The organism is Endozoicomonas sp. SESOKO3 (assembly GCF_024606255.1).
Map to the genome: position 1 here is coordinate 1 of NZ_JAHHPR010000056.1, position 6,761 is coordinate 6,761.

The window sequence follows — 6,761 nt, forward strand, 5'->3', positions numbered from 1 at the left end:
GATTATAATAGATTATTGCGAACTGTTTTTAACCCAATCAATATGCGAGCACGCCATAAACATCGGAGCCTCTCTGGCCAATCTTGCCGGATAACGTTCTTCGCTTTCGCCCCTTTGATTTCTTGTATTTGCCAATAGTCCATTGAACCAGTGTGACTCCAGATAGTTCAGAGCCGCCTTCAATGCTGATGTGTGGAACGCCCCACGGTAAAAACAAGATCACTCACCGTAATAAGCTTTCTTCAACAAATCTTCCAGCTCAGAGACCAGTGGCATTCTTGGGTTGGCCGTTGTGCACTGATCTTCAAAAGCATGATCCGCCAGCATTTTGACCTTTTCCATAAACCCTTTCTCGGAAATACCCAATTCTCTCAGAGACGAAGGCATCTCTACCCGTTTCATCAACTGACGAACCGCATTAGCCAGAGATTTAACTCCTTCTTCAGCAGTTTTGCAGGGCAGGCCGAGAGCCTTGGCCACTTCAGCATATTTCTCATGGGCAATGTAATGATCGTATTTCGGGAAAGAAGCTACCTTGGATGGATTGGGACAACCGTTGTACTCAATCACATGAGGCAACAACAGCGCATTGGCAAGACCATGGGGAACATGGAACTCGTGCCCCAGTTTATGAGCCATCGAGTGATTGATACCCAGAAAGGCGTTGGCAAAGGCCATACCAGCAATGCAGGAAGCATTATGCATCTTTTCTCTGGCCACCTTATCAGCTTCTTCGTAGGATTTGGGCAGATACTCAAAAACCATCTGAGTCGCCTTCATAGCCAGCGCATCCGTATAATCAGAGGCCATCACAGAGACATAAGCTTCCAGTGCGTGAGTCAGGACATCCAGACCTGTGTCTGCGGTCACCTTTTTAGGCACCGTCAGCACCAGATTCGGGTCCAGAATGGCTACATCAGGCGTTAACTCGTAGTCGGCCAGAGGATACTTGATGCCTTTTTCTTTATCGGTAATGACGGCAAAGGAAGTCACTTCAGAGCCGGTTCCGGAAGTGGTGGGAATAGCCACCAGTCTGGCTTTCTTGCCCAGTTTCGGGAACTTGTATACCCGCTTGCGGATATCGAAGAACTTCTGGGCCATACCCGCAAAGTCAGCTTCTGGCTGTTCGTAGAACAACCACATACCCTTGGCTGCATCAATGGGTGAGCCGCCACCCAGAGCAATCACAACGTCGGGATTGAAAAGCGCCATATCCTCGGCACCCTCACGAATAGTCGCCAGACTTGGATCGGCCTCAACCTGATTAAACACCCTCACCTGCACTGGCACCGGGCGTTTCCTCAGGTGGTAACGAATCTTCTCAACATAGCCCAGATCCTGAATCACTTCGTCAGTTACGATAAACACACGAGAGATGTCGGGCATTTTTTCGAGGTACTGTAGAGAGTTGGCTTCGAAATAGATTTTTCTGGGCACCTTGAACCACTGCATGTTAACCCTGCGCTTGGCAACACGCTTGACGTTGATCAGGTTAACCGCAGAAACGTTGGACGTCGTACTGTTCCCGCCATAAGTGCCACAGCCCAGAGTCAGGGAAGGCATGTTGGTGTTATAAATATCACCAATGGCACCGTGGGTGCTTGGCGAGTTAATGATGATACGACCGGCCTTCATCGCCAGCGAGAACTCATCAATCACATCATCATTCTGGGCGTGCAGAACAGCCGAATGCCCCAGACCGCCAAAATTCAGCATCTGATCGGCCAGCTCAATCCCATGCTGGGTATCTCTGGCCTTGAGAAAACCGAGTACCGGTGAGAGCTTCTCGCGGGACAGAGGAAACTCAGGTCCGACCCCTTCAATCTCAGCCGCAATCACCCTTGTCTCCTGCGGTATTTTGATCCCTGCCAGCGCCGCAATATCGGATGGTTTCATACCCACAATCTTACTGTTGACATGGCCATCAATAATGACCACCTCAGACAGACGATCGGTCTCTTTGGGAGAGGTGAAATAGACATTAAGCCTCTTCATTTCTTCCTTGAAAGAAGCGTAAACTTCGTCGTGTACTATGGCAGCCTGTTCGGACGCACAGATCATGCCGTTGTCAAAACTCTTGGACAGCACCAGATCATTGGCGGCCTGCTTGATATTGGCAGTGCGATCAATAACACAGGGCACATTACCCGGCCCCACCCCCAGGGCCGGTTTGCCAGAGGAATAAGCGGCTCTGACCATACCTGAACCACCGGTGGCGAGAATAACTGAGATCTCGGGATGGGTCATCAACTTCTGAGTCGCCTCCAGCGATGGATGCTCTACCCAGAGTATGCAATCTTCAGGCGCTCCTGCCTCAGTAGCTGCATCGCGAACAATTCTTGCCGCTTCTGTTGAACACTGTTGAGCCGAAGGGTGAAAAGCAAAAACAATAGGGTTACGTGTCTTGGCAGAAATAATGGACTTGAACATGGTGGTAGAGGTGGGGTTTGTCACGGGTGTAATACCACAGACAACACCGACGGGTTCAGCCACCAGCATGAAATCCTCCTCCTCATTGTCCTCAATCACACCGACGGTTTTATCGTATTTGATTGAGTGGTAGATGGACTCAGTCGCAAAGATATTTTTGGTGACCTTATCTTCGAGGATTCCCCTTCCGGTTTCCTCAACGGCCATTCTTGCCAGCTCCATGTGAGCAGACTGGCCTGCCAGAGCCATAGCCCGAGTCACCCGGTCCACGTCTTCCTGATTGAGCTTAAGGTACTTTTCTCTTGCTATCCCGGCTAGCTTGAGCAGACTATCGAGCTGTTCATCCACACTGGACGTAGTGTCGTGTTTTTTCTCCTTAGCCTTGACTGCTGGTTTTTTACTCGCCATGAGAATCACCTCGCACTGTCGTTTATTAAGACATCATCGTTCGTTAAGACTCAGTTCGTTAAGACATAGTTCGATCGAAATACTTTTACCCTTCGGCACTGCGTCCGGGTGTTCGCGCTCTGACCGGAAAATGTTTATTGGCTGACTTTCTGTAATGAGCCTCAGGAAAAGAGGGGCTCACGCCCCCTGGCTGTTAACCGACAAACGCATCAAGGGCTGTCTGAACATCCCCGGTAGTAGGTTGATTCATCACCTCATCGGCCAGTTTGTGCAACGCTTCGAAACGCTGCTCTCTGAGCACTTTCTTAACCCTGGGAATCGACGTGGCACTCATACTGAACTCATCCAGCCCCAGACCCGCAAGTATCAGGGCTGCACGTTCATCGCCGGCCATTTCTCCACACATACCGGTCCACTTGCCTGCTTTATGAGAACAATCAATCACTCGCTTTATGGAGCGCAGCACGGCGGGTGCCATAGGGTTATAGAGATCAGCAATCATTTCATTGCCACGATCGACAGCCAGCACATACTGAGTCAGATCATTGGTGCCGATACTGAAAAAGTCCACTTCTTCAATCAGCAGGTCAGCGACCATAACAGCAGCAGGAGTTTCCACCATGATGCCTATTTCAACATGATCGTCAAAACTCACACCTTCATGACCAAGCCCGGCCTTGACGTCTGCCACTATGGCCCTCAGACGTCGGGCTTCTTCCACAGAAATGACCATGGGAAACATGATCTTCAGCCTGCCAAAAGCACTGGCCCTGAAAATGGCTCGTAACTGGGTGTTAAGAATGTCAGGCTTGTCAAAGCACATTCGAATGGCTCGCCAGCCGAGAAATGGGTTCAGTTCCTTAGGCAGATCCAGATAGGGCAGCTCTTTGTCACCACCGATATCCAGAGTGCGGATAATCACCGAACGACCGCCCATAGCTTCTGCAACGCTCTTATAAGCCTCGAACTGCTCTTCTTCCGAAGGCATTTGAGTGCGGTCCATAAACAGGAACTCGGTTCTGTAGAGACCCACACCCTGAGCACCATGGCGTTCAGCCCCTTCAACATCCTTGACCGTGCCAATGTTGGCACAGACTTCGAAGGTTTTCCCGTCAAGCGTTTCACAAGGGAGATCTTTAAGCTTGGCCAACTCAATGCGTTCTTCATCCAGCTGTTCCCGGAGAGTTCGGTAGTAATCCAGAGCAGAGGCATCAGGATTCACCAACACTTTATTGTTGATAGCATCCAACACTATCATGTCACCACTCTGGATTCTGTCAGTCGCCACCCTGGCCCCGACAATGGCAGGCAGTTCAAGGGAACGAGCCATGATGGCAGAGTGAGAAGTACGACCACCGACGTTGGTCACAAAACCCCAGACCTTTTCGAGATCGATCTGGGAAGTATCAGAAGGCGTCAGATCATCTGCTATAAGAATGGAACCTTCTTCCACTTCCTCCAGGGAAGTCACAGGAATACCCAGCAAATTCTTCAGCATCCTGCGTCCCACATCCCTGATATCCGCCACACGCTCACGCAGATAAGGGTCGTCCAGCTCTTCCAGCATACTGACATTGACCGCAATGGCTTCATTCAGTGCCGCGTCTGCTGGCTTCAGAGAGCGAATTGCAGAAACAACTTCTTCTTCCAGTTCTTCGTCTGTTGCCACCAGAATGTGACCTTCAAAGACCTCTGCCTCTTCTTCTCCCAGCTTGTCCGCAGTTTTGTCACGAATGGCTTCAAGCTGCTCAACAGTGCTATCCCTGGCCTGCCTGAAGCGAGCAATATCCGCCTCCACCTCAGCTTTGTCGAGAACGCCATCGCTGATCTGTATTTCGACCTCTTTCAGCACAAAGGCGTTACCAATGGCCACGCCGGAAGACGCAATAATGCCTGAAAACATGATCCTACCCACTCAAAAAATTATCTACTGAGAAAAACAGCTCGCCCTGCCTCATTTGATAGTGAAAGATGACGCAAACTATTTTTTCCAAGCTCTTGGCCGCACAGCTACCGGATTATCCGTTTTATAACTTACAGGATACAACTGGCAATCAATCACACAAACTCTGACAAAAATCGACAAATTATTTCAAGATATACATCCTGATATGGCACTCATTCCAAGCGTCACTACTCTTAACGAAACCCACTGCAGGCCCACTCCAAGATAGTGCATCATCAAATCAATCGCCTGCCGTTTAATGAATGAGTCTCAACGAAGTAAACACTTTCAACAAGTGTTTTTAAAAGCTTTTAAGCCATACAAAACCCTTTGCTATATAATGTTTTTTCATTAATAGACGAACTCAATCAATTAATATCAAAACTTGTTTCCAGATGGCGGTGTTAGTTAGTACTTAAATCCCCAAAAAAAAGTGTGACACTTCGTTTCGGAAAATACCAAAAACCATCCACACTTCTCACGAAAAATTGCTTCACACCCTAATAGGATTGATTTCCAGTCAATATACGCATTATTACCTAACACCCCACAAACGGGGCGCTGAAAGGCCAATTTCAGGGCATACATCAATAAAACGTCGAGAATGTTCAGCCCCCCCTGCCCGAAACCTCTTTCACTAGGCGACAAACTTATTTTAATCACGGCGCAAGACAACGGCATCGCCAGCGGCCCCGGTGCGACCCAATAGCCGGTTCAGGATTTCCCGAAAGTAGCGGTCTACGCTGGTTGATAGTGAAGGGAATGACATAACGATCCTTGTTCTATACTCTGCTGTGATTCAAGAGGTGCCACATCATGGATAATGATCAAAAAACACTGTACCAGTCCGACTTTTACCGCTGGAAAAAACTGCAAAAACAACACTTGCAAAACCGTGAGTTCGACCGGCTCGACCTTGATAACCTGATTGAAGAAGTAGACGAAATGAGCAAAAGCGAGCACCATACACTGGAATCCCATCTGGTTATTCTGGTGCTGCACCTGCTCAAATACCAATACCAAACCTTCGTGATTAACCCTAACCTGTATGAACCTAAAGAGTTCAGAAGCTGGTATGACAGTATTTCCCAGTCACGTCTGGCCATCAGCCGGTTAATCCGAAAAAACCCGTCCCTGAAGCACGAACAGGATGACGCCTTGATAGAGTGCTACCCCGATGCCAAATACGCTGCCATCCGTGAAATGAATAAATACCTGCGGGAGAATCACCAACTGGATCACACCAGCTTCCCTGATAGCTGCCAGTGGACCTTCGATAACATTATGGTGGATGATATTCTGCCGGATACCGCACCCTGATAAACTGAATAGACTGGCTGAGATTAACGGGAATCACACCATGAATAATGATCAAAAAACACTTTATGAGTCCGACTTCTATAGCTGGACTAAACAACATGCTCAACTCATTAAAGAACGTCGGTTTGACAAACTTGATCTCGATAACCTTGCTGAAGAAGTGGAAGATATGGGGTTGAAGACATTCTTAAACTCCCTCTCTTTATAACTGGAGACAGATAAAGTTTTTTTGTTAGACTTCAGGCAAGCCAAGTTTCAAACCTCTGATTTAATTTGCATCGCGGTATAAACCATTCAGTTTGTATGACTCGGAAAATAAAGTGTTATCCAACTCCATGACTGGATAACACTCCAACTGATTCAGGGTCAGTTCCCCATACCACTGATGGAGGAAACCTTTATGGCACTGGTATCCATGACTGAAATGCTGAAGAAAGCCCTGGAAGGCAAGTACGCGGTTGGCCAGTTCAATATCAACAATCTGGAGTGGACTCAGGCTATCCTGACCGCTGCCCAAAAAACCCGGTCTCCTGTTATTCTCGGCGTATCGGAAGGCGCGGCTCGTTACATGGGTGGCTTTAAGGTGATTACCGCCATGGTAAACGCCTTGATGGAAAGCATGGAAATTACTGTACCGGTTGCCATCCATCTGGATCAC

Annotated in this window: 5 protein-coding genes; 3 read left to right on the forward strand and 2 right to left on the reverse strand. The window is 48.4% G+C overall.

Annotated elements, in window-relative coordinates; all coding sequences use genetic code 11:
• Positions 1-219: 219 nt before the first annotated feature.
• Positions 220-2,838 carry a bifunctional acetaldehyde-CoA/alcohol dehydrogenase gene (adhE, locus tag KDK18_RS00910; protein ID WP_257252520.1) on the reverse strand — a complete coding sequence of 873 codons (2,619 nt, stop codon included), beginning with the start codon at positions 2,836-2,838 and terminating at the stop codon, positions 220-222.
• 193 nt (positions 2,839-3,031) lie between these two features.
• Entirely contained in the window at positions 3,032-4,741 is a 1,710-nt protein-coding gene (ptsI, locus tag KDK18_RS00915) for a phosphoenolpyruvate-protein phosphotransferase PtsI (RefSeq protein WP_257252521.1), read from the reverse strand.
• Positions 4,742-5,599: 858 nt separating this feature from the next.
• Here ptsI and KDK18_RS00920 point away from each other — a divergent pair.
• From KDK18_RS00920 to KDK18_RS00930, 3 genes are all read left to right on the forward strand, one after another.
• Positions 5,600-6,103, forward strand: a complete 504-nt coding sequence (locus KDK18_RS00920; protein ID WP_257252522.1) for a DUF29 domain-containing protein — start codon at positions 5,600-5,602, stop codon at positions 6,101-6,103.
• A gap of 40 nt (positions 6,104-6,143) precedes the next feature.
• On the forward strand, positions 6,144-6,311 hold the full coding sequence (locus KDK18_RS00925; protein WP_257252523.1) for a DUF29 domain-containing protein: 168 nt from the start codon (positions 6,144-6,146) through the stop codon (positions 6,309-6,311).
• Positions 6,312-6,503: 192 nt separating this feature from the next.
• The coding region (locus tag KDK18_RS00930) for a class II fructose-bisphosphate aldolase (RefSeq protein WP_257252524.1) at positions 6,504-6,761 on the forward strand (258 nt) is incomplete at its 3' end.